Annotated in this window: 16 protein-coding genes; 7 read left to right on the top strand and 9 right to left on the bottom strand. The window is 57.6% G+C overall.

The window, feature by feature from the left end:
• Nucleotides 1–2: 2 nt before the first annotated feature.
• On the top strand, nt 3–341 hold the full coding sequence (locus tag K3169_RS23215) for a hypothetical protein (protein WP_027900995.1): 339 nt from the start codon (nt 3–5) through the stop codon (nt 339–341).
• On the opposite strand, the gene K3169_RS23210 is transcribed toward K3169_RS23215, so the two are convergent.
• The 3 genes from K3169_RS23210 to K3169_RS23200 all read right to left on the bottom strand — a co-directional run bounded on the left by K3169_RS23210 (nt 338) and on the right by K3169_RS23200 (nt 2994).
• Entirely contained in the window at nt 338–1552 is a 1215-nt protein-coding gene (locus tag K3169_RS23210; RefSeq protein WP_122397380.1) for an aminotransferase class V-fold PLP-dependent enzyme, read from the bottom strand. The genes K3169_RS23215 and K3169_RS23210 overlap by 4 nt on opposite strands.
• Nucleotides 1549–2019 carry a RidA family protein gene (locus K3169_RS23205; protein WP_027900993.1) on the bottom strand — a complete coding sequence of 157 codons (471 nt, stop codon included), beginning with the start codon at nt 2017–2019 and terminating at the stop codon, nt 1549–1551. The genes K3169_RS23210 and K3169_RS23205 overlap by 4 nt, the downstream gene beginning before the upstream one ends.
• 90 nt (nt 2020–2109) lie before the next feature.
• Complete coding sequence (locus K3169_RS23200) at nt 2110–2994, bottom strand: LysR substrate-binding domain-containing protein (protein ID WP_263272353.1); 885 nt, start codon at nt 2992–2994, stop codon at nt 2110–2112.
• 220 nt (nt 2995–3214) lie between these two features.
• On the opposite strand from K3169_RS23200, the gene K3169_RS23195 reads away from it, so the two are divergent.
• Nucleotides 3215–3376: a hypothetical protein gene (locus K3169_RS23195; RefSeq protein ID WP_049827014.1), complete on the top strand. Its 162-nt coding sequence runs from the start codon at nt 3215–3217 to the stop codon at nt 3374–3376.
• 498 nt (nt 3377–3874) lie between these two features.
• Here the strand turns inward: K3169_RS23195 and K3169_RS23190 are convergent, their stop codons facing one another.
• Both K3169_RS23190 and K3169_RS23185 read right to left on the bottom strand, forming a co-directional pair.
• Nucleotides 3875–4345 carry a MaoC family dehydratase gene (locus K3169_RS23190; protein WP_027900991.1) on the bottom strand — a complete coding sequence of 157 codons (471 nt, stop codon included), beginning with the start codon at nt 4343–4345 and terminating at the stop codon, nt 3875–3877.
• A 41-nt stretch (nt 4346–4386) separates the two neighbouring features.
• Nucleotides 4387–5331, bottom strand: coding sequence for an alpha/beta hydrolase (locus K3169_RS23185; RefSeq protein ID WP_263268204.1), 945 nt, complete (start codon nt 5329–5331; stop codon nt 4387–4389).
• A 220-nt stretch (nt 5332–5551) separates the two neighbouring features.
• Here K3169_RS23185 and fadD2 point away from each other — a divergent pair, with 220 nt between their 5' ends.
• Together fadD2 and fadD1 are read left to right on the top strand one after the other, a co-directional pair.
• Nucleotides 5552–7240: a long-chain-fatty-acid--CoA ligase FadD2 gene (gene fadD2, locus K3169_RS23180; protein WP_263268202.1), complete on the top strand. Its 1689-nt coding sequence runs from the start codon at nt 5552–5554 to the stop codon at nt 7238–7240.
• 697 nt (nt 7241–7937) lie between these two features.
• On the top strand, nt 7938–9629 hold the full coding sequence (fadD1, locus tag K3169_RS23175) for a long-chain-fatty-acid--CoA ligase FadD1 (protein WP_122397383.1): 1692 nt from the start codon (nt 7938–7940) through the stop codon (nt 9627–9629).
• 226 nt (nt 9630–9855) lie between these two features.
• On the opposite strand, the gene K3169_RS23170 is transcribed toward fadD1, so the two are convergent.
• Nucleotides 9856–10137 (bottom strand): type II toxin-antitoxin system RelE family toxin, encoded by a 282-nt coding sequence (locus tag K3169_RS23170; protein WP_027900068.1) that lies wholly within the window; start codon nt 10135–10137, stop codon nt 9856–9858.
• Nucleotides 10127–10372, bottom strand: a complete 246-nt coding sequence (locus K3169_RS23165) for a type II toxin-antitoxin system Phd/YefM family antitoxin (RefSeq protein ID WP_027900067.1) — start codon at nt 10370–10372, stop codon at nt 10127–10129. Before K3169_RS23165 ends, K3169_RS23170 begins: the two co-directional genes overlap by 11 nt.
• 174 nt (nt 10373–10546) lie before the next feature.
• On the opposite strand from K3169_RS23165, the gene hrpA reads away from it, so the two are divergent.
• Nucleotides 10547–14458, top strand: coding sequence for an ATP-dependent RNA helicase HrpA (hrpA, locus tag K3169_RS23160; protein ID WP_263268199.1), 3912 nt, complete (start codon nt 10547–10549; stop codon nt 14456–14458).
• Between the two features lie 507 nt (nt 14459–14965).
• Nucleotides 14966–16087: a beta-ketoacyl-ACP synthase III gene (locus K3169_RS23155; protein WP_231678126.1), complete on the top strand. Its 1122-nt coding sequence runs from the start codon at nt 14966–14968 to the stop codon at nt 16085–16087.
• 217 nt (nt 16088–16304) lie between these two features.
• Here K3169_RS23155 and K3169_RS23150 read toward each other — a convergent pair whose 3' ends face one another.
• Nucleotides 16305–17579 carry a putative porin gene (locus tag K3169_RS23150; protein WP_099270863.1) on the bottom strand — a complete coding sequence of 425 codons (1275 nt, stop codon included), beginning with the start codon at nt 17577–17579 and terminating at the stop codon, nt 16305–16307.
• Between the two features lie 271 nt (nt 17580–17850).
• Between K3169_RS23150 and K3169_RS23145 the strand changes: the two genes are divergently transcribed.
• A complete protein-coding gene (locus K3169_RS23145; RefSeq protein WP_027902944.1) occupies nt 17851–18972 on the top strand; it encodes a GNAT family N-acetyltransferase in 1122 nt (373 codons plus the stop codon).
• A 160-nt stretch (nt 18973–19132) separates the two neighbouring features.
• Here the strand turns inward: K3169_RS23145 and K3169_RS23140 are convergent, their stop codons facing one another.
• Nucleotides 19133–20965: an ABC transporter ATP-binding protein gene (locus K3169_RS23140; RefSeq protein ID WP_231678124.1), complete on the bottom strand. Its 1833-nt coding sequence runs from the start codon at nt 20963–20965 to the stop codon at nt 19133–19135.
• Nucleotides 20966–20974 lie beyond the last annotated feature (9 nt).

Below are 20974 nucleotides of genomic sequence, written 5' to 3'. Positions count from 1 at the left end.
TAATGTTGCAGCCGACGCTTCCCCTGAGTGTGGTACCCGTGACGTCACAACTGGATCCGGCCCGGCAGGTACCTGACATTCCTCCTGTGGCGCCGGTGCAGGCCAGTTCTGGCGAAACCAATATCGACTTGCGCAACGAAGAAGAGCAGCGCAACGCTTGGCTGTTGCGCGAAGAGCAGCAACGCCACGAAGAACAGCAGCGTCGCCGCGAAGAAGGTTACGACGAGCCTGAACATCTGGCCGTCCCCGGTGTTGCGCTGAATGCCGACAACACCGTTCCGGTTGTGCCACTGATTGATGACGAGCCGCGCCAGGGGCTTTGGGTCGACGTTCAGGTCTAGGCTGTTTTCCGCTGTCCGTTGCTCATTTCGCGCAATGCCGTGAGCAACGTCTCTATCTCGCTTTCAGTGTTCAAATGACTGACCGAAATCCGCGCAATGTTCACCAGCCCTCTGGCCTGCATGTCCAGCGGCGTATAAGCCACGCCATTGGCGCCGATGTTTATCCCATTCATGGCTAATTCCTTTTTTATCTCCGGGGCGTCCCAGCCCTCCAGCGTGAATGAAACAAGCCCCGAGTGATCATGCGCTTCGCCAAGGTCCTGTAGCTTCAGTCCTGCGACTTCTGCCATGCGCTTCCTCAACAATGACGACAATTGCCGAATACGCTGGCGGACAGGCGCTACGCCCAATGCTTCCACTTCGCTCAGTGCGTTATTCAAACCGGCGATCAGCGTCAGCGACATTTCGCTGGTTTCAAAACGTCGAGCGTCGTTGCGCGGAGTAAAACTTTCGCCGTTTCGGGGCGCGGAAAGAACGTCAACGAATGGCGGCTGAAGTTGTTCGACGAAACCCTCGCGGATGTACAGCAAGGCCGTACCTCGAGGACCGCGCAGGAACTTGCGGCAGGCACCCTTGAGCACATCGCAGCCCAGCGCCTGCACATCAACGCTGATTTGTCCCAATGCCTGACCGGCATCGATGAAGTAAGGAATACCGTACCGTTTCGCTATTGTGCCGATGGCGGCAGCCGGGTTGATCAGGCCACCGTTGGCCGGTAGCCATGTCAGAGAAATCAAACGCACACGCTCATCGATCATCGCTTCCAGCGCGGACACCGACACCGCACCACTCTCATCGCATGGGATCACTTCCAGGCTGGCTCCGGCGGCGAAGGCCTGGGCCATGCAAGCCAGGTTGCCGCCCCATTCGTGACGCCCGACGAGAATGCGGTCTCCGCGACGCCATGCTCCCAGTGCGCTGAAAGCCATGCCCCACGCCGCAGAGCCGCTGCCCAGAAATGCAATGGAGGAGGGCGCGCAGTTGATCAACCGCGCAGCGGTGTTGCGGGCGTTTTCCAGCAGCATCTCGCCCTGTGCCGCGGCTTCCATAGGACCCTGGCTGGCTTCGCGGTTCATGTGCTCGATCATTGCCGTCACGGTTGCCTGACTCGGCAGCGACGCCCCGGAATGATTGAAATGGATCACTTGCTGGCAGCCAGGCGTCGCGGCACGCAGCGTCTGGATGTGCGCTTCGGTCAACGTCTGACTCATGGTCTCAGCTCGAAGATGGCGTCCACTTCGACTGCTACACCAACGGGCAGGCTGGAAACCCCGACCGAGGTGCGGACGTGTTGACCGGCTTTGCCAAGCACACTGACCAGCAGATTCGAGGCGCCGTTGCCCACGGCGCCCTGTCGCGTGAAGTCGCTGGGGCATGCGACGAACACGCCCAGCCTCACGATTTGCACCAGCTTCGACAGATCGTCGCCAATCACCGAATCCAGTTGAGCCAGCAATCCCAGGGCTGCCAGTTCTGCCGCTGCGATGCCTTGCTCTTCGCTCAGCGTGTCACCCACCCGGCCGATGAAAGCGGGCTGACCGTCAACCATGGGGATCTGTCCCGACACGTACAGCAGGTTCTGGCTGACCACTGTGCTGACGTAGTTGCCGGCCGGGCTGTCCGGAGTCGGAAGCTGCAGGTCCAGTTTTTCGAGTTGCTCGCGCAGGCTGTTGTTCATTGGGCGCTCTCCCTATAAAGATGAGCGCACAATGAAAGGCGGCGATCAGTCCGACAAACTGAAAGATTTCACCCTACGTATCGATATTGCTCAATCATTCTCGCGGCTCGCTGCGATCAGCCAGTCGGCGAAGCGTTGTGCGGCGCTATTCAGTGGCTCGTCGCCGGTTACCAGCCAGTAGCCGATTTCCCCTTCATATACGGCGCCGTTCAGCAACTGCACCAACGAGCCATCCAGCAAGCGCCGATTGATCAGTCGATCACGCCCCATGGCGATGCCCTGTCCGGAGACCGCTGCCTCAACCACGATGTTGTAGTCGTGCAGCATCAGACTCGACAGCTGGCTGATATCGATACGCACCTGTCTGGCCCAGTCCAGCCATTCGAACGGAATGGTCGCCTGAGCAGTAAGCAAAGGGCCTGGCGCCAGTCCAGGCAGTTTGACACCCTGTTGCGCTGCGAGCCAATCGGCTTTGTACTGTGGGCTGCACACCGGGAAAAGACGTTCGTTCATCAAGCGCGTTGCATTGACGTTGGGCCAGCCACCTTTGCCGTAGCGGATCGCGAGCGCCACTTCGCCACCCGCCACATCGGCCAGATCGTAGGACGGCACCAGCTCGACGCGGATATCCGGATTGGCCGAGATGAAGCTGGACAGACGCGGTGCCAGCCACATCGTTGCAAACGAGGCGAGCAGGCCGATACGCAATACGCTGGGCGCGGGCGCGGTATGGCGAATAATGCGCGTCGCTGCGGCAATGCCTTCCAGTGCCTGTCGAACCTGTAGCTGATAAGCGCGTCCTGCCTCGGTCAGTTCGATGGCGCGAGTGCGACGGATAAAAAGGCGGCACTCGAGAAACTCTTCCAGTTTGTGAACCTGATGACTTAAAGCGCTTTGCGTCACTGACAACTCGCGGGCTGCATTGATGAAACTCAGATGCCGCGCCACGGCCTCGAAGGCACGCAGCGTCAGCATCGGCGGCAGGTCGCCATGCAATGCCGGTAATGGCAAGGGGGCTGAATAGGTTGAGTGCACGAGTATTCGGTCCTTTGATAAGCAGCGCTGACCGGCAATTGTGCCGTCAAAAAAGGATTGGCGTGAACAAAGGTGGTTTTTCTTGTCGGATAGCCACTGGTCATAGCCACTGCGATTGCGCATTATTGGCCCACTTCCCAGTGTTCGAGAGTTGTTGTCCATGAGCGCAGATGAAAACCTGATCGACCTGGGCGCAGAGCGCGCCAAGCGGATACACGATCTGAAAGATAAACGCCTCAACGAAATGCGCGATGCATTCGAACAGGCGATGCCTTTGGCCAAGGGCAAGAAAAAATCGAAAAACAAGCCCAAGAAACGCTAGGCGCCTGTCCGCACCGAGTACATTTCCTGTAGGAGGGACCGCCGCGCCTTCGCCGCGGCGCTGTCGCGCAGCAAACACAGTCCTGTTGGAGCGAGGCTTGCCCGCGAGCAGTCGATTTGGTAAGTCAGACACACCGCAATATCGTTCTTCGCGGGCAAGCCTCGCTCCAACAGTGATCCGCTGAACCCTCCAATATCTTTGACCCAATCAGATATCCATGCCCTCTAGAACAAAGCGTGCGGTGCTATTGATCTGGGTCAATTCCTGTCCGTGCGCATCTGGTTAATCTAGTCCTATTGAACAGGGACTATTCATCTGGAAGGACTCGAGCAGAGGCCTTCCAGTAAAAAGAGCACGCAAGGCATTTTGGGCGACTTCGGTCGCCCATTTTTTTGCTTTTTTGATTGGCTATGTCTGTAGGAGCTGCCGAAGGCTGCGAAAAAGGTGGGTCTGATACACCGCCTTCGCAGCCTTCGGCAGCTCCTACAATGGTCCGTATCAGCCGATGCTGATCGCTGGCAACGTCGTCAACGTCACGGTCTGCTGTTTGCGTGGCGCAAGAATTTCGGCTTCGCCGTCTACCACCAGCTCATCACGCTGATTGAACACGCGGGTCGCGATGCGCACGCGGAATTTAGGCAGCTTTTCCAGAATCTCCAGACGCACAGTCAGGGTATCGCCCAGTTTGACCGGCTTCTGAAAGGTCATCTGCTGACCGAGATAGATCGTGCCCGGCCCAGGCAGCTCGCAGGCCACTGCAGCGCTGATCAATGCGCCGCTGAACATGCCGTGGGCGATGCGCTCTTTGAACATGGTCGAGGCCGCGTATTCAGCGTCGAGGTGGACCGGGTTGTGGTCGCCCGACATCGCGGCGAACAACTGGATATCACGTTCTTCGACAGTCTTGCTGTATGAGGCGGTCTGACCGACTTCGAGGGCTTCGTACGGCGTGTTGGTAACCTGGGTCATGAGTGATCCTGAAAATTGAATATTGATGTCAAACGCAGCGTTTATTCCGCCCGACGCGGTCTTGGCTGATGCATTGCCTGTTCCAGCCAGTCGATTAGATCACGGGTGACTTCATCACGATTGGTTTCGTTGAGCAGTTCATGCCGCGCCTGCGGGTAGATCTTCAGTTGTAACATCTGGTGGCCTGCCGCGACCAATGCGTCGGCAAGATCCTTCAGACGCTTGCCATCACTCACCGGATCACATTCGCCGCCAATTACCAGCAACGGCAAGCCCGGATCGATCTGCGCCAGATTCGACCGCTTGCTGATTTGCTGCAGACCGGCAAGCATGTCCAGCCAGAGTTGATTGGTGCAACGAAAGCCGCACAATGGGTCCAGCGCATACTTGTCGACCTCATCAGGATCGCGGCTGAGCCAGTCAAAACAGGTACGTGCCGGTTTGAACGCGTTGTTGAATGAGCCAAACGAAAGCCATTCGATCAGTCGGCTACGGCCTGTGTTGCCCTGGCGAAAGCGCTCCAGGCGGGCGATCACGCGAGCGCCGCGATACAGGGCGACTGGCTGGAAATTGGAGCCGCTTAGGATCGCTCCCTGCAGGCCTGCGCCGTGGTGCTGTAAATAAGCTTGGGCGATGTAGCTGCCCATGCTGTGGCCCAGCAGGAAAACCGGTACGTCGGGATGCCGTTGGCCAATGGTTTGAGTGACGCTGGCCAGATCGCCGACTACTTTTGCCCAGCCCTGTTCGTCAGCGTAATGGCCGAGCATGCCTTGATCAGCGGTCTTGCCATGGCCGCGCTGGTCGTGGGCATACAGTGCATACCCGGCTTCGCCCAGTGCCATGCCCAGGCGCGCATATCTGCCGCTGTGTTCGGCCATGCCGTGAGACAGCATGACCACCGCTTTTGGCTCGACCTCAGGTAACCATACGTTGACGTACAGACGGCTTCGGTCGCTGGCGTCGAGCCAGAACGGCTGATGTTTCATGACAACTCCGGAAACGGTAGGAACGGCGTTAAAACGCTCTGTTTGTGGAGTGTAGAGTGACTGAAGAATTGCAGACCGGCCAGCTCTGTAATTCATGGTAATGATGTCGCGACCTTCTCTGTTTGCCTTCCCTGTTTTAGCTGCTAACGTCCGCGAAGTCCCCGCGCCATCATCGTGGGTCAGACAGTCTCAGGTAATCTCAGGTAAGAGGATAAAAACAATGCAACCTGATTTCTGGAGCGACAAGCGACCGGCAGGCGTGCCGTCCGAAGTGGATTTGCTGGCGTACATGTCGGTTGTTGAAGTATTCGAACGCAGCTGTCGCAAGTTTGCCGACCGCCCGGCGTTCACCAACATGGGGGTGACCCTGACTTATGCTGACCTGGATCGCCATTCCGCCGCCTTTGCGGCATGGCTGCAGCGGAATACTGACCTCAAACCCGGTGATCGCATCGCAGTGCAGATGCCCAACCTGCTGCAGTACCCGATTGCCGTATTCGGTGCCTTGCGCGCCGGCCTGATCGTAGTCAACACCAACCCCTTGTACACCGCGCGGGAAATGCGCCACCAGTTCAAGGATTCCGGCGCCCGGGCGCTGGTTTATCTGAACATGTTCGGCAAGCTCGTCCAGGAAGTGCTGCCCGATACCGACATTAAGTACCTGATCGAAGTGAAGATGGGCGACATGCAGTCGACCGCCAAAGGCTGGCTGATCAACACCATCGTCGACAAGGTCAAGAAGCTGGTCCCGGCCTATCACTTGCCGCAGGCAACCCGTTTCAAAGCTGCACTGCATCAGGGGCAAGGCCATCGATTGAATCCAGTGGCCCTGCAACTCAGTGACATCGCGGTGCTGCAATACACCGGCGGCACCACCGGCCTGGCCAAAGGCGCGATGCTCAGCCATGGAAATCTCGTCGCCAACATGCAGCAGGTTTACGCCTGTATGTTGCAGCATGGCAGCGACGGGCAACCAGTGTTCCAGGAAGGCAAGGAGATCATGATCGCGCCGCTGCCGCTGTATCACATCTATGCATTCACAGCGAATTGCATGTGCATGATGGTCAGCGGCAATCACAACATTCTGATTACCAATCCGCGAGACATTGGCGGCTTCATCAAGGAGCTTGGCCAGTGGCGATTCACGGCGATGATCGGCCTCAACACGCTGTTCGTGGCCTTGATGAATCACCCGGACTTCAAGTCGCTGGATTTCTCCAGCCTGAAAAGCACCAATTCCGGCGGCACGGCGCTGGTCAAGGCCACCGCGGAGCGCTGGGAGCAGATGACCGGCTGCCGAATTGTCGAAGGCTATGGTTTGACCGAAACCTCGCCCGTTGCCAGCGCCAATCCTTATGGCGAGTATGCGCGTCTTGGTACGGTTGGCATTCCCGTGCCAGGCACGTTGATGAAGGTCATTGATGATGCGGGTAACGAGTTGCCGTCAGGCGAACGCGGCGAGCTGTGCATTAAAGGCCCGCAGGTGATGCTCGGTTACTGGCAACGTCCAGAGGCCACCGCCGAAGCGCTCGACGCAGATGGCTGGTTCAAGAGCGGTGACATCGCAGTGATCGAAGCCGATGGCTTTGTCAGCATCGTCGATCGCAAGAAGGACCTGATCATCGTGTCGGGTTTCAATGTCTACCCGAATGAAATTGAAGATGTGGTGATGGGGCATCCGGGCGTCGCCAACTGCGCCGTGATTGGCGTGCCGGACGAGCGCTCGGGGGAGGCGGTAAAACTGTTTGTGGTGCCTCGCGAAGGCGGCGTCAGCGTTGAAGAACTGAAGCTGTTCTGCAAAGAAAACTTCACCGGCTACAAAGTGCCCAAACAGATCGTGCTGCGCGAGTCGTTGCCTATGACGCCGGTGGGCAAGATTCTCAGGAGGGAGTTGCGGGATCTCGCTTGAGCAATACGTAGATTGCTGGATTTCCGTAGGACCGGCTTTAGCCGGGAGGAGGCCACTAAGGTCGATGCATTTTTATCGGCTGAAAGGGTGCTCTCCCGGCTAAAGCCAGTCCCACATCATCAGTGATTCCTGTGGGAGCTGCCCCGGTGTCCCTGACACCACGCTGTCGCGCAGCAAACACGGGACCTGTAGGAGTGAGCTTGCTCGCGATTCGATCTGTTGGTCGATGAATATATTGCCTGTGCTGAAGCTATCGCGAGCAAGCTCACTCCTACAGAAAATGCATTCCAGATCAGGTAGTTATTTTCTTGTTTGATAGGAGCAGAGCTTGCTCGCGATAAGGCTGGACTGGATCTGAAGTGAATCGCGTCCAGCCTTATCGCGAGCAAGCTCTGCTCCCACAGAATGTATTTGAAAAATGGGATTTCTTTCAGCAGCTCTAACCCGGCTATCCTAGCCCGACTAGCGACAAATAGAATTAAAACTCTAAACGTGACTGCTATGAATTCTTGAGTCATTTAAGTGACTGAAGAGGCCTTCCTTGCCTCTAGGCGGCCATTTGCAAAGCTGCTACTCTCGGCCCGCTTTTGACCCGTCATTAAGCAACAAAGCGTGAACTGCACAATTCCAAAACACAAAAAAATCATCGCATTCAAGCGGTGTGAAGAATTCGCTGTCGCTGAGGAGCCCGGCTTCCATGATTGAAAACTTCTGGAAGGACAAGTATCCGTCTGGCATACCTGCCGAGATCAATCCTGACGAATACCCCAACGTCCAGGCCGTATTGAAGCAGTCTTGCGAGCGTTTCGCCAGCAAGCCGGCGTTCACCAATCTGGGCCAGACCCTCACCTATGGTGAGCTGTATGAAAAGTCGGGCGCTTTTGCCGCCTGGATTCAGCACCATACCGATTTGCAGCCCGGTGATCGTATCGCCGTGCAGTTGCCCAACGTCCTGCAATACCCCATTACCGTATTCGGTGCCTTGCGCGCCGGTCTGATCGTGGTCAATACCAACCCGCTGTATACCGCGCGGGAAATGGAACACCAGTTCAAGGACTCCGGTGCCAAGGCGCTGGTCTGCCTGGCGAACATGGCGCATCTGGCTGAAAAGGTCGTGCCCAAGACTAGCGTCAAGCATGTGATTGTCACCGAAGTGGCGGACATGCTGCCGACGCTCAAGCGCCTGTTGATCAACAGCGTTATCAAGTACGTGAAGAAGATGGTTCCGGCTTACCACTTGCCGGCGGCAGTCAAATTCAATGAAGTGCTTAAAAAAGGCCGTGGCCTTTCCTTCACCGAGGCCGTACCGGCCAGCAATGACGTTGCGGTGCTGCAATACACCGGCGGCACCACCGGCGTGGCCAAAGGCGCGATGCTTACCCACCGCAACCTGATCGCCAACATGTTGCAGTGCAAGGCCTTGATGAGCTCGAACATGAATGAAGGCAGCGAAGTGGTGATCACGCCGCTGCCGCTCTATCACATCTATGCCTTCACCTTTCACTGCATGTCGATGATGTTGATCGGCAACCACAACATCCTGATCAGCAACCCGCGTGACCTGCCCGCCATGGTCAAGGAGCTTTCCAAGTGGAAGTTCACTGGGTTTGTCGGCCTCAATACGTTGTTCGTGGCGCTGTGCAATAGCCCTGAGTTTCGCAATCTGGATTTCTCGGGCCTGAAAGTGACGCTGTCCGGCGGCATGGCCTTGCAACTGGCCGCTGCCGAACGCTGGAAAGAAGTGACTGGCTGCGCCATTTGCGAAGGCTATGGCATGACTGAAACCAGTCCGGTAGCCAGTTGCAACCCTAACCAGAATATCCAGATTGGCACCATCGGCATTCCGGCGCCTTCGACGTTGTGCAAAGTCATCGACGACGCAGGCAACGATTTGCCACTGGGTGAAGTTGGCGAGCTGTGCATCAAAGGCCCACAGGTGATGAAAGGCTATTGGGAGCGTCAGGACGCGACCGATGAAATGATCGACGCGGATGGCTGGCTCAAGACCGGCGATATCGCAATAATCCAGCCCGACGGCTACATGCGGATTGTCGATCGCAAGAAAGACATGATCCTGATCTCCGGCTTCAACGTTTACCCTAATGAGCTCGAAGACGTGCTGGCGACCTTGCCGGGCGTGGTGCAGTGTGCGGCCATTGGCGTTCCAGACGATAAATCCGGCGAAGCGATCAAGGTGTTCGTGGTGGTCAAACCGGGCATGACCCTGACCAAGGATCAAGTCATGGAGCACATGCGCGCCAACCTGACCGGCTACAAAGTCCCGCGTAGCGTCGAGTTCCGCGACTCACTGCCTACTACAAACGTCGGCAAGATCCTGCGTCGCGAATTGCGCGATGAGGAGTTGAAGAAGTTGGGGTTGAAGAAGTAAAAGTTCTTCTGCCAGGCTTCGCTCCCACAGGTGATCAAAAAACCTGTGGGAGCGAGGCTTGCCCGCGATAAGGCTGGACGCGACAGACCTGATATATGCGGTGTTCTTATCGCGGGCAAGCCCGGCTCCCACAGGTTTTGTGATCGTCTGTTGGAGCTGTGCTTCTCCGCGAACGCATTATCGTTCTAGGTTCGAATGCGGCCCAGTAGAGTCTCACGCAAGAACCTCATCGGTTCCCGGCTGCGGCGTACACATCGCCACGCTCCCGCTTACCAACCGCGACCACAGTAACGACCACTCGGTCATCTTCGACCCGATACACCAGTCGATAACCTGCGCTGCGCAGTTTGATCTTGTAGTGGTCCGGCATGCCATGCAAAGCATCACCCGGAACTCTTGGCAGGCTGAGTCGCTCTTGAAGCTTCTTCTTCAACTGGTCACGAATTGTATGGCCCAGCTTTTCCCACTCTTTCAATGCTGATGGCAGAAACTCAAGCTTAAAGGTCATCAATGTCTACCGGCACGGGCTTTTCATGCTGGCGCGACTTGATAAGGTCGGCGAGATCGAGATCGTCAAGACGCTCCATCATGGCCTCGAAGACCTCTGCGGGGACCATATAGCCCATCACCTTGTTATGGTTAAGAACTGCGACTGGCAATCCATGGGCACCACTCAATACCGCTGAGGGATTTTTCTTCAATTCGGATACGCTGACGGCGATGTCGGCCAAGATACTTTGCATTATTTGGTGCTCCATTTTGGGCGATATTTTGGTCTTTTTAATGGGCTTTCGCAACCATCCAAGTGGGCCATTGCTTATTATGAATTTCGCGTCGGATATGGGAGGTCGTCACAAGTAACCTCAATCTGCGACAATCCCCGCCTTTGCACCTTTCAAAAAGACCCTGCGCACCTGATGACCGATCAAACGCCCTCGATTGACCAACTCCTGAAGAACCTCGACCACGCGATGATCAGCGATCGTCATCGCTTGCGCCGCCAGTTGCATGAGCTGCGCAAGAAGCCCGATGAGGCGAAGCTGGCGCAGTGGGTGGCGAAGGTGCAGGCGTCGTGTGCTCAGGTCACTGCGCGGCGTGATAGCGTGCCGCTGATTCGTTACGACGACAGCCTGCCGATCGCTGCCAAGCGTGACGAAATCAAAGAGGCGCTGCTCAAGCACCAGGTGCTGATCATTGCTGGTGAGACCGGGTCGGGTAAAACCACCCAGTTGCCGAAGATCTGCCTGGAAATCGGTCGCGGGCAACACGGTCTGATTGGCCACACCCAGCCACGTCGAATCGCAGCGCGCAGCGTCGGCAGTCGCGTGGCAGAAGAGCTGGGAACGCCATTGGGCGCGCTGGTCGGTTATCAGGTGCGCTTCGAGGATCAGAGCGACAGCAGCACCCTGATCAAGCTGATGACCGACGGTATCCTGCTGGCGGAAACTCAGCACGACCGCTTTCTTGAGCGTTACGACACAATCATCGTCGACGAAGCCCACGAGCGCAGCCTCAATATCGATTTCCTGCTGGGTTACCTGAAAACCCTGCTGCCGCGTCGCCCGGACCTGAAAGTCATCATCACGTCGGCGACCATCGACTTGCAGCGGTTTTCCGAGCACTTCAATGACGCACCTATCGTCGAGGTTTCCGGTCGGACGTTCCCCGTGGAAACCTGGTATCGCCCGCTGACCTCCCAGCAGGACGAAGAGGGCAACAGCGTCGAAGATGACCTGACGGTTGATCAGGCGATTCTGGCGACGCTGGACGAGCTGGCCGCTTTCGAACGCAGTGAACGCAAGAGCCCTGGCGATGTTCTGGTGTTCCTGCCCGGCGAGCGTGAAATCCGTGATGCTGCAGAAATGCTGCGCAAGGCGCAGCTCAAACATACGGAAATCCTGCCACTGTATGCGCGCCTGTCGCCTGCCGAGCAGCAGCGGATTTTCCAGTCGCATCCGGGACGGCGTGTGGTACTGGCAACCAACGTTGCTGAAACTTCGTTGACCGTTCCGGGCATCCGTTACGTGATCGACACCGGGACCGCGCGCATCAGCCGCTACAGCTATCGCGCCAAGGTACAGCGCTTGCCCATTGAGGCCGTTTCCCAGGCCAGCGCCAACCAGCGTAAAGGCCGTTGCGGCCGGGTCGAGCCGGGTCTCTGCGTGCGGCTGTATAGCGAAGAAGATTTCAACGGGCGGCCGGAGTTTACCGATCCGGAAATCCTGCGTACCAACCTCGCCGCGGTGATCCTGCAGATGCTGCATCTGCGCCTGGGCGAGATCACGGACTTCCCGTTCATTGAGCCACCAGACGGCAAAGCCATCAGCGACGGTTTCAACCTCTTGCAGGAACTGTCGGCGGTTAACCGCGAAAATCAGCTGACACCGCTGGGCCGCCAGTTGGCACGCTTGCCGGTGGACCCGCGCATGGGGCGCATGTTGCTGGAAGCGGCGAAGCAGGGCAGCTTGCAGGAGGTGTTGATCGTTGCCAGCGCCATGTCCGTGCAGGATGTGCGCGAGCGTCCGCCGGAGCGTCAGCAAGCGGCGGATCAGGCCCACGCACAATGGAAGGACGCTGATTCGGACTTCGCCGGACTGGTCAATCTGTGGCGTGGTTTCGAAGAGCAACGTCAGGCCCTGACCGCCAGCCCGCTACGCAACTGGTGCCGTCGCAACTTCCTCAACTACCTGCGCCTGCGAGAATGGCGCGACGCTCACCGCCAGTTGGGCCTGATCTGTCGCGACCTGCAACTGACAGTCAACAAAGAGCCCGCCGACTACCCGAAATTCCACAAGGCGATTCTCTCCGGTCTGCTCAGTCAGATCGGGCAGAAAGCCGACGAAGGCGATTACCTCGGCGCACGACAACGACGCTTCTGGATTCACCCGTCGTCAGGGTTGGGCAAGAAGCGGCCGCAATGGTTGATGACCGCTGAGCTGGTGGAAACCACCAAACTGTATGCGCGCATGGTCGCCAAGATCGATTCAGACTGGATCGAGCCGCTGGCCGGGCATTTGATCAAGAAGAACCACTTCGAGCCGCATTGGGAAAAGAAGCGCGGGCAGGTCGTGGCGTTCGAACAGATCACCTTGTTTGGCCTGATCGTGGTCGGCCGTCGTCCGGTGCACTACGGGCCGATTGATCCGGTGGTCTCCCGAGAACTGTTCATCCGCGAAGGGTTGGTGCGTGGCGAGATCAACTCTCGCGCCAAGTGCCTGAGCGCCAATACCCGGTTGCTGGAAACCCTCGACGAACTGGAAGCCAAGGCGCGTCGCCGCGACATTCTCGCTGACGAAGACACGCTTTACGGCTTTTACGAGGCACGAATTCCCGCCGAGATTCATCAGGCTGCGACCTTCGATCACTGGTACAAAACCGAGAGTCAGAAGAACCCGCAACTGTTGATCATGCGCGAAGAAGACGTATTGGCCCGCGAGGCCAATGAAGTCACCGCGGCGTATTACCCGGACACCCTCAAGCTGGGCGATCTGACCCTGCCGCTGACTTATCACTTCGAACCCAATCATCCTCGCGATGGCGTGACCGTACGCGTACCTGCGCCGTTGTTGCTGTCGTTGCCCGCCGAGCGGCTGGAATGGCTGGTGCCGGGCTTGCTGGAAACCAAATGCATCGCGCTGGTCCGCAACCTGCCCAAGGCAATTCGCAAGAACTTCGTGCCGGTCCCGGACTTTATCAAGGCAGCGTTGCAGCGCATTACGTTTGGCGAAGGTTCGTTGCCCCAGGCGCTGGGCCGCGAATTGCTGCGCATGACCGGTGCGCGAGTCAGTGACGAAGCCTGGGCTGAAGCCGCGCAGCAGCTTGAAAGTCATCTGAAAATGAATCTGGAAATTGTCGACGGCAACGGCAAATTCCTCGGCGAAGGCCGCGAGCTGGACGAACTGACCGCGCGTTTTGCAGAAGCCAGTCAGGCTGCCCTGGCAGTTCCGCAGTCAGCGAAAGGTCAGCAGCCAGTAGAGGCGAAAGTCTTCGCGCCGGTGGCGGAAAAAACCCAGCAGAACATCGCCGGGCTTTCCATGACGGTTTACCCTGCGCTGGTCGAAGAATCAGGTACGGTCAAGGAGGGGCGCTTCTCGACCTCCGCCGAAGCTGAATACCAGCATCGCCGTGCCCTGCAACGTTTGCTGTTGCAGCAATTGGCTGAACCGGCCAAGTTCCTGCGCAGCAAACTGCCGGGCCAGACCGAACTGGCATTGCTGTATCGCGAGTTGGGGCGCATCGACGCGCTGGTCGAAGACATTCTGCTGGCCAGCCTCGACACCTGCGTGCTGGAAGGCGAGGAGAGCTTGCCCCGTGACGGTGCCGGGCTGCTGGCATTGGCCGAACGCAAGCGTGGCGCATGGACTGAACACGCCGAGCGTCTGGCGAAGCTGACCCTGGATATTCTCAAGCTCTGGCACGGCCTGCAAAAGCGCTTCAAGGGCAAGATCAATCTGGCCGAGGCGGTCGCGCTCAACGACATCAAGTCGCAGCTGGCGCAGTTGGTCTATCCGGGCTTCGTTCGCGAAACACCGGCGCAGTGGCTCAAGGAGTTGCCGCGTTACCTGAAAGCCATTGAAATGCGTTTGGAGAAACTCCCAAGCCAAGTGCAGAAGGACCGCGTCTGGAGCATCGAACTGGCCGGGCTTTGGGTCCAATACCAGGCCCGTGCCAGCAAACACGCCCAGGAAGGCAAGCGCGATCCGGAGCTGACCGCCTATCGCTGGTGGCTGGAGGAATACCGCGTGTCGTTGTTCGCCCAGCAACTGGGGACCAGAATGCCGGTGTCCGACAAGCGCTTGAGCAAGCAATGGAGCCAAGTGGAGGGGTAGGCCGTTCAAACGGATATCTGTGAGTGAGTTTGCTCGCGATGAACGATGACACGGTAATGGCTGACAAACCGAGTCGTCTGCATCGCGGGCAAGCCTCGCTCTCACAGGTTTACAGGCGAACATAGAATCTCACACAGGTTTGATACAGCACCCAGTGCGTGGGTCATGCGCAAAACGTGTGGGAGCGAGGCTTGCCCGCGATACATGAGACGCGGCGGGAAGACACACCGCGTTATCGTTTATCGTCCGATGCGGCTCGGCCCAGGCACCGCTCAGATATAGGTACTCACCTGATCGCACGAGCACCTACAGGTCTTCTGTTCAAACTCCCCAATATAGGGGCCGATATGGCACACTTCGGCCCTTGAACCCCTGAGCGTTGCCAAAGCTTGTCCGCACCAAGGGTGTTTTACCGTTTTGCATTGGTACGTCGGTCCCAAAAAAGAGGGGCCGCCGCGATGCCCGAGCAGGTCGTTACCTGCATTGATCAATAAGAGAGGAACGACCGTGCACAACGTCGTCATCAGCGGCACAGGCCTGTATACCCCGGCCAACAGCATTTCCAATGAAGAGCTGGTGCAGTCTTTCAATACCTACGTTGCCCAATTCAACAGCGAGAACGCTGCCGCCATCGAGCGTGGCGAAGTCCAGGCGCTGACTGAATCCAACGCTGCCTTTATCGAAAAAGCCTCGGGCATAAAAAGCCGTTTTGTCATGGACAAGGACGGTATTCTTGACCCGCACCGCATGAAGCCTCGCTTGCCCGAACGCTCCAATGATGAATGGTCGATCCTCTGCCAGATGGGTGTGGCTGCCGCTGAGCAAGCCTTGCAACGTGCCGGCAAGACCGCTGCCGATGTCGACGGCGTTATCGTCGCCTGCTCGAACCTGCAACGCGCCTACCCGGCGATTTCCATCGAAATTCAGGCAGCATTGGGTGTTCAGGGTTTCGGCTTTGACATGAACGTCGCCTGCTCGTCGGCAACCTTTGGGATTCAGACAGCAAGCAACAGCGTGCAATTGGGCCAGGCCCGCGCAGTATTGGTCGTCAGCCCGGAAATCTGCACTGCACACCTGAATTTCCGTGACCGCGACAGCCACTTCATCTTCGGTGATGCCGCCACGGCTGTGCTGGTTGAGCGTGCCGATCTGGCCACTTCAGCGCATCAGTTCGATATTCTCGGCACCAAGTTGCTGACCAGCTTTTCCAACAACATCCGTAACAACTTCGGTTTTCTCAACCGCACAGCAGAAGAGGGCGAAGGCGCGCCCGACAAACTGTTCGTCCAGGAAGGCCGCAAGGTGTTTCGCGAAGTTTGCCCGATGGTCGCCGAACTCGTGGGTGCGCACCTGCATGAAAACAGCCTGAACGTCAGCGATGTGCAGCGCTTCTGGCTGCATCAGGCCAACCTCAGCATGAACCACCTGATCGTCAAAAAGCTCTTGGGCCGCGACGCCTCGATCGAAGAAGCGCCGGTAATTCTCGACACGTATGCGAACACCAGCTCGGCGGGTTCGGTGATCGCGTTTCACACCTATCAGGATGACCTGCCAAGCGGCGCGCTGGGCGTGCTGAGTTCGTTTGGCGCAGGTTATTCGATTGGCAGCGTGATTCTGCGCAAGCGTTGAGGGCGGCGGGCTTCCAGAGGGTGCGATGTTGGGGCGTCAGATGAAAAGCCGTCACAGCCTTCGGAACTCCTACAAAGTGGTATCGAAAAAAAAGCCCGACCTTGCCCTGGCGAACGGATGATGGGGATCGCCAGGGCAACGTCGAGCGGTAAGGTCTTTGCGGCGTCAAGCGACGGGAGCTGCGCCGCTTGAAGCCTGAAACGTGTCGCGGTGCTCTTTAGAACTTCGCTTCCAGATCCAGCTGAAGGGTTTTTGCATCTGCGTCGGTGCGCCCGGCGTTAGGGATGTGGTCAGCATCGGCCAACAGGTAAGTGGCACCAATCGTGAAGTTCTTGTCGATTTCGTAACCAACTTTCAACTTGTGACCGCGTGAGCCGGTGAAGCCGTTGGCGAAGTCCGAGTCGGTGAACGCGCCGACCACGCCATTGCGTTGTACATCGCGGTAGTTGTAGTCCAGACCGAAACCGAACACCTTGGTTTTCACACCCGCCAGCCAGGCCGTGTCATTGCCGTCAGAGGCTTTGTCGTTGACGACGTATTGACCATACACACCCAGTGGTACAGCCAGGCCGCTGATATCTATCTGACCGAAACCTTCGTACAACTGGAACTCAGTCGGTGTATTACCGTTGACTGCAAGACCGGCTGCGCCCTCATCGTCATCGTTGTCGAAACCGTAGACGCTACCGCCCAAGGTAACTTTCAGGTTGTCTGTCGGCGCGAACCTGGCACCCAACTGACCGGCATACATGCGTAGGTCATGACGGAATTGCGTGCCTTCACCGTCGATATTGTTGTTGAGGGTGTAATGACCCGCGCTGCCGAACAACTCGGTTTTGCCGCCCAGTGGCAAGCTGTAGGTCGCTGCCAGGCCTTCAGGGTTGAGGTCGCTGTCCCAGATGATATCGCCCATGCTGACCCACGGCTGGTTCATCTTGCCGCCGATGATGTGCAGGTTCTTGATGGCTGTCGGGGCGTAGTCGATGTAGCCCAGGTCCAGCCACAGGTTTTTCTTGGCGAACTTGTTATCCAGATCCGCGTTGGTAGAGCGACCATCACCGCTGGTGCCGCCGGTGGCGATGCGAATACCCGTGTTCACTTGCGGGTTGATTTCGGTATAGGCACCCAGTCTTGCCCGGATACGCTGGCGGCTCTGGTCCTGACTGTTGCTCTGTCCTTCGACGTTGACGAATTCCTGGCGAACACGCACATCACCCTTGAACTGAGTCTTGGTCGCCCAGGCGACTTTTTTCTCGAACTCGGCCTGAGAGGCTGTCTTGGTGTTTTGCACATCTGCGAGTGCTTGTTTCTGTGCTGCCTGGTCTTTGGCCAGTTCGGTCTGCAGTTCAGCGTACTGGGCTGCGTTGATAGAGCCGTTAGCCTTGAGCATGTCCAGCAATTTAGCGTCGACTGCGGCATTGGCAGGAATAGCCATTGCCAATACCAGGCCACCACACAGGGCCGAAGCAGTACGTGTAGAAACAAGACGCATGTTGATCTCCATAACGTGAATAAGGACGACATCAGGTCATCCTGGGGAAACCGCCCCACAGGCAGGGCGTTTGAGGGTTAGTACCCCCGTTTCTAAAAACAGGCGCCAGTATCACGATGGGTTATGACAAAAAGGTGGCACAACGATGGCGTCTCGGTGACATTTAAAAGTCTGTATGCCTTGAGCTAGAGCCTTCGAAACCGAGACGGGTGAACATTGTCGACTGATGGGGGATACTGCTGCGTCGCTCGATTCAGTTGGGGAAGTCCGCATGCCCGTCCAGATATCTACCCTTGAAAACGTCGTGCCTGCCCAATGGGACGCACTGGTTCCGGGGGGGCAGCCGTTCGTGCGCCATGCGTTTCTCAGTGCGCTGGAAGACAGCGGTAGCCTCGGGCCACGCTCGGGCTGGCAGGCTGAACACTTGCTCAACTACCAGAATGGTGAGCTGGTCGCGGCGATGCCTGCGTATCGCAAGTGGCACTCTTACGGCGAGTACGTGTTCGATCACAGCTGGGCTGATGCTTGTCGTCGCGCGGGCATTGCGTATTACCCCAAGCTGCTGGTGGCAGTGCCGTTCAGTCCGGTGAGTGGAGCAAGGATTTTGTCGGCGTCGCCTGATGCCGGCATTGAGTTGCTCAATGCTGTGCCCGGTTATCTTCAAGACCAGGAACTCTCCAGCGCACACGTTAATTTCACTGACCCCCTGGCCGATGCGTTTCTGGACGAGCAGCCAGGCTGGCTACAGCGTTATGGTTGCCAGTTTCATTGGCAAAACCGTGGCTATCGGGATTTTCAGGACTTCCTCGATGCCTTGAGTTCGCGCAAGCGCAAGCAGATGCGCAAGGAGCGCGAGCAGGTGGCGGGGCAGGGCATCGAGTTCGACTGGCTCGAAGGCCATCAGCTGAGCGAGCTGCTCTGGGATTTCGTGTATGCCTGCTACTCCAATACCTACGAGGTTCGTGGGCAATCGCCTTATCTGACGCGTGAGTTCTTCAGTCTGTTGGCCGAGCGCATGCCTGAGGCGATCCGTGTGGTGCTGGCGCGACAAGGCTCGCGGCCTGTAGCCATGGCGTTCAGCCTTTTGGGGGGTGACAGTTTTTACGGGCGCTATTGGGGATGTCTCGCGGAGTTCGACCGCCTGCATTTCGAGACGTGTTTCTATCAGGGCATGGATTACGCCATTGCCCATGGCCTGAAGCGCTTCGATGCCGGAGCGCAAGGTGAGCACAAATTGATTCGCGGCTTCGAGCCGGTGATCACTCGGTCATGGCACTACTTGACCCATGCCGGGCTGAAGGACGCGGTCAGTGATTTTCTTGATCAGGAAAGGGTTGGCATCCTGGCGTATGCCGAAGATGCCAAAGGAGCGCTGCCGTATCGGCAGGTTTGACGACAATCTCGTGCCTTTGAACGGCCTTGTGGGAGCGAATTCATTCGCGAAGGGGCCGGTGCATTCACGTCATCTCCACAGTCAGGAATACCGCCTTCCCGAATGAATTCGGTCCCACAGGGGGTGTATTCCAATCCATCAGTTGCAGGGGCTGACAGAATCAATCAATCCCCACAAACCCTCCGGTCTGATGCTGCCACAGCCTTGCATACAAGCCACCATGTGCCAGCAACTCGGCGTGTGTACCGCTTTCAGCAATGCGGCCGTTTTCCAGTACGACCAGTCGGTCCATTCGCGCAATCGTCGACAGGCGGTGAGCGATGGCGATCACGGTTTTGCCCTTCATCAGCGTTTCCAGGCTTTCCTGAATTGCCGCTTCGACTTCCGAATCCAGTGCCGAGGTGGCTTCGTCCATGATCAGAATCGGCGCGTCCTTGAGCAGCACCCGGGCAATCGCGATACGCTGGCGTTGCCCACCTGACAGCTTCACGCCGCGTTCTCCTACCTGAGCGTCAAAGCCCACGCGTCCTTCGGAGTCTGTCAGCAGCGGGATGAACTCATCCGCCCGAGCCTTGCGCACGGCTTCCCACAATTGCTCGTCGGTGGCCTCCGGTTTTCCGTACAGCAAATTGTCACGGATCGAGCGGTGCAGCAGCGACGTGTCCTGAGTGATCATGCCGATCTGTTCGCGCAGGCTTTCCTGAGACACATGGGAAATGTCCTGACCGTCGATCAGGATCTGTCCGCCCTGTACGTCGTACATGCGCAACAGCAGGTTGACCAGCGTCGACTTGCCCGCACCTGATGGACCAATCAGACCGATTTTCTCGCCCGGTCTGATGTCCAGGTTCAGGCCGTGGATGATCCCGTTACCGTTGCCATAGTGGAAATCCACACCGTCGAATTTCACGCCGCCCTTGTCCACGTTCAAGCGCGGTGCAGGCTTGCGATCGGTGACGCTGACCGGTTGGGAAATGCTCGCCAGACCGTCCTGAACCATGCCGATATTTTCGAAGATGCCGTTGACTACCCACATGATCCAGCCGGACATGTTGACGATACGAATCGCCAGGCCAGTGGCCAGGGCGATGGCGCCCACCGAGATCAGGGACTGGGTCCACAGCCACAACGCCAGACCGGTAGTGGTGACGATCAGCACCCCGTTCATGGTGGTAATGACGGTATCCATGGCGGTCACAACGCGACCGGCCAGTTGGGTTTTTTCGGTCTGTTCGATAATCGCTTCGCGGGCGTACTGTTGTTCGTAATTGGTATGAGCGAACAGCTTCAAGGTGGTGATGTTGGTGTAGCCATCAACGATACGGCCCATGAGTTTGGAGCGTGCGTCCGAGGACACCACCGAGCGTTCTTTCACACGCGGGACGAAGTAGCAGAGCGCGGCGATATACGAAGCAATCCACGCCAGCAGCGGGATCATCAGGCGCCAGTCTGCTTCAGCGAACAAGACCAGGGCGCTGATGGCGTAGATCAACACGTGCCAGAGCGCATCCACAGCCTGAACGGCAGAGTCGCGCAATGAGTTACCGGTTTGCATGATGCGTTGGGCGATGCGCCCGGCGAAATCGTTCTGGAAGAACCGCACGCTCTGCTTTAGCACATAGCTGTGGTTCTGCCAGCGAATCATGCTGGTCATGCCTGGGCTGATGGTCTGGTGCACAAGCAGGTCGTGCAAGCCAACGAAAATCGGTCGCAACAGCAGGGCAACCACGGCCATCCAGATGAGCTCGTTGGCGTGGATACTGAAAAAGTCTTTATTGGGCGTGCCCTGGGCCAGATCAATGATACGGCTCAGGTAGCTGAACAGCGCGACTTCGATCAGTGCGCTAATCAAGCCGACGACCAGCAAGGCTGCAAAGCTCGGCCAGACCTGGCGCAGGTAGTAGATGTAGAAGGCTAGAACGGTATTGGGCGGGGCGTCGGTGGGAGCGTCACGGAAGATATCGATCAGTTTTTCGAAACGACGATAGAACATTGGCAATGA

It is taken from the genome of Pseudomonas phytophila (genome assembly GCF_025643095.1).
Lineage (GTDB): Bacteria > Pseudomonadota > Gammaproteobacteria > Pseudomonadales > Pseudomonadaceae > Aquipseudomonas > Aquipseudomonas quasicaspiana.
Note: the sequence above shows the minus strand (reverse complement) of the source record. Positions and strands in the feature narration are given on the sequence as shown.

What these genes read in the sequence shown, in the direction of transcription:
- fadD1 (WP_122397383.1), top strand. Translation starts at nt 7,938, where the DNA reads ATGATTGAAAACTTCTGGAAGGACAAGTATCCGTCTGGCATACCTGCC.
- K3169_RS23145 (WP_027902944.1), top strand. Translation starts at nt 17,851, where the DNA reads ATGCCCGTCCAGATATCTACCCTTGAAAACGTCGTGCCTGCCCAATGG.
- K3169_RS23195 (WP_049827014.1), top strand. Translation starts at nt 3,215, where the DNA reads ATGAGCGCAGATGAAAACCTGATCGACCTGGGCGCAGAGCGCGCCAAG.
- K3169_RS23200 (WP_263272353.1), bottom strand. Translation starts at nt 2,994, where the DNA reads ATGCTGACGCTGCGTGCCTTCGAGGCCGTGGCGCGGCATCTGAGTTTC.
- K3169_RS23185 (WP_263268204.1), bottom strand. Translation starts at nt 5,331, where the DNA reads ATGAAACATCAGCCGTTCTGGCTCGACGCCAGCGACCGAAGCCGTCTG.
- K3169_RS23215 (WP_027900995.1), top strand. Translation starts at nt 3, where the DNA reads ATGTTGCAGCCGACGCTTCCCCTGAGTGTGGTACCCGTGACGTCACAA.
- fadD2 (WP_263268202.1), top strand. Translation starts at nt 5,552, where the DNA reads ATGCAACCTGATTTCTGGAGCGACAAGCGACCGGCAGGCGTGCCGTCC.
- hrpA (WP_263268199.1), top strand. Translation starts at nt 10,547, where the DNA reads ATGACCGATCAAACGCCCTCGATTGACCAACTCCTGAAGAACCTCGAC.
- K3169_RS23140 (WP_231678124.1), bottom strand. Translation starts at nt 20,965, where the DNA reads ATGTTCTATCGTCGTTTCGAAAAACTGATCGATATCTTCCGTGACGCT.
- K3169_RS23205 (WP_027900993.1), bottom strand. Translation starts at nt 2,019, where the DNA reads ATGAACAACAGCCTGCGCGAGCAACTCGAAAAACTGGACCTGCAGCTT.
- K3169_RS23170 (WP_027900068.1), bottom strand. Translation starts at nt 10,137, where the DNA reads ATGACCTTTAAGCTTGAGTTTCTGCCATCAGCATTGAAAGAGTGGGAA.
- K3169_RS23165 (WP_027900067.1), bottom strand. Translation starts at nt 10,372, where the DNA reads ATGCAAAGTATCTTGGCCGACATCGCCGTCAGCGTATCCGAATTGAAG.
- K3169_RS23210 (WP_122397380.1), bottom strand. Translation starts at nt 1,552, where the DNA reads ATGAGTCAGACGTTGACCGAAGCGCACATCCAGACGCTGCGTGCCGCG.
- K3169_RS23190 (WP_027900991.1), bottom strand. Translation starts at nt 4,345, where the DNA reads ATGACCCAGGTTACCAACACGCCGTACGAAGCCCTCGAAGTCGGTCAG.
- K3169_RS23150 (WP_099270863.1), bottom strand. Translation starts at nt 17,579, where the DNA reads ATGCGTCTTGTTTCTACACGTACTGCTTCGGCCCTGTGTGGTGGCCTG.